The organism is Bathymodiolus platifrons methanotrophic gill symbiont, assembly GCF_002189065.1.
Lineage (GTDB): Bacteria > Pseudomonadota > Gammaproteobacteria > Methylococcales > Methylomonadaceae > Methyloprofundus.
In genome coordinates this window covers 1-1,144 of the sequence record NZ_BDMN01000589.1, presented here as the reverse complement: position 1 = coordinate 1,144, position 1,144 = coordinate 1, and the positions used below count along the sequence as shown (strand labels likewise).

At 38.9% G+C, this 1,144-nt stretch carries 2 protein-coding genes; both read left to right on the top strand.

Annotated features, from left to right (window positions below):
* Nucleotides 1–130 precede the first annotated feature (130 nt).
* Nucleotides 131–355, top strand: a complete 225-nt coding sequence (locus CDZ78_RS20765) for a hypothetical protein (RefSeq protein WP_087871626.1) — start codon at nucleotides 131–133, stop codon at nucleotides 353–355.
* A gap of 297 nt (nucleotides 356–652) precedes the next feature.
* Nucleotides 653–1,129: a hypothetical protein gene (locus CDZ78_RS20755; protein ID WP_087871624.1), complete on the top strand. Its 477-nt coding sequence runs from the start codon at nucleotides 653–655 to the stop codon at nucleotides 1,127–1,129.
* Nucleotides 1,130–1,144: the final 15 nt, after the last annotated feature.

Here is a 1,144-nt window from a genome sequence, read left to right as displayed (position 1 = left end):
ATGGAGAGCGAACGCGAGGGCTGGTAGTCCCCAGAAGGCGTAGGGCCGTTGTTTTGTCGGAATCGTAGCGCTAGCGTAGGTGGAGACAAAATAAAAGGCATTCCGAAACGCCGTCCAGTCATTTGAGGGAGTGTTACGAAGCCAGCACCGAGTTTACGATGGTAGTGGCGAAGTGGCACGTACGCAGGACGTCTGGGGCGCCGAAGGCATTAGCGGTCGCGTTAAGTTTTTGCCGCTTGCTTGGGCTGGGATGCCCAAAACAAGCTTTCGCAAAAATAGCGACTCCCCGCAATGGTTTTGGGTTGCAGGCCTTGAAGCTTTAAATGCTTACAGTGCTGGGTATAATAATGGTTGAATTGAAGCTCTATCGATGGTGTCATAACAGGGTAACCTCATTTTTGCTAGTTAAATGAGCTTACAAATTAACCTGTTATGCAGATAACAGGCAATGAGGTTACACTATAAATTTAGGGGTGAAGCTGTTTTTCTCCGCGATAGCGGCTTCGTCCAACAAAAAATTCCAGCCGACCGCTGGCAGCGCAGTTCGCTTTCAAAGGTCATTTTTTATCAAAGTTCAGTGTTTCTAGCAGAGTTCATCTTATATCTGCCTGCGGCCACTGAATTTGGCGTTAGATATTTATGGTAATAAATTATGAATTTAGTGCAAGTTATTCGTAAAATGAATCTTTATACTATTTCAGCGGTACGCACTAATGATTTAGCAGTGAGTGCAAATAAATTAATGCACTGGGATGAAAAAGAGTGGAATATTAAGCCAAGGTTATCTACAGGAGCAAATAGAAAAGATTTATCAGATAAAGAACTTCCTTTATGTTTAGAAATCTCAGATGAGATGGCTTTAGCACTTTATTTGACTCGTGAAAATACTGATAATCCTGATAAACAATATTTATGTAATGAGAATGATCTCACATCTATTAATACATTATTAGCCACACAAATAATTTTATTTAACTATACGCTTTTGGAAGAATATGAGTTTTATCAATATGGATTAGTTTTAAAAGAAAAAATATTAGATTTATCTAGTGATAAATATACTTTAAAAGATTTTTCAAATAGAGGCTTAAATACATTAACTGAAGTTTCCCAATTATTGAGTAGCTGAAATACACAATGCTGG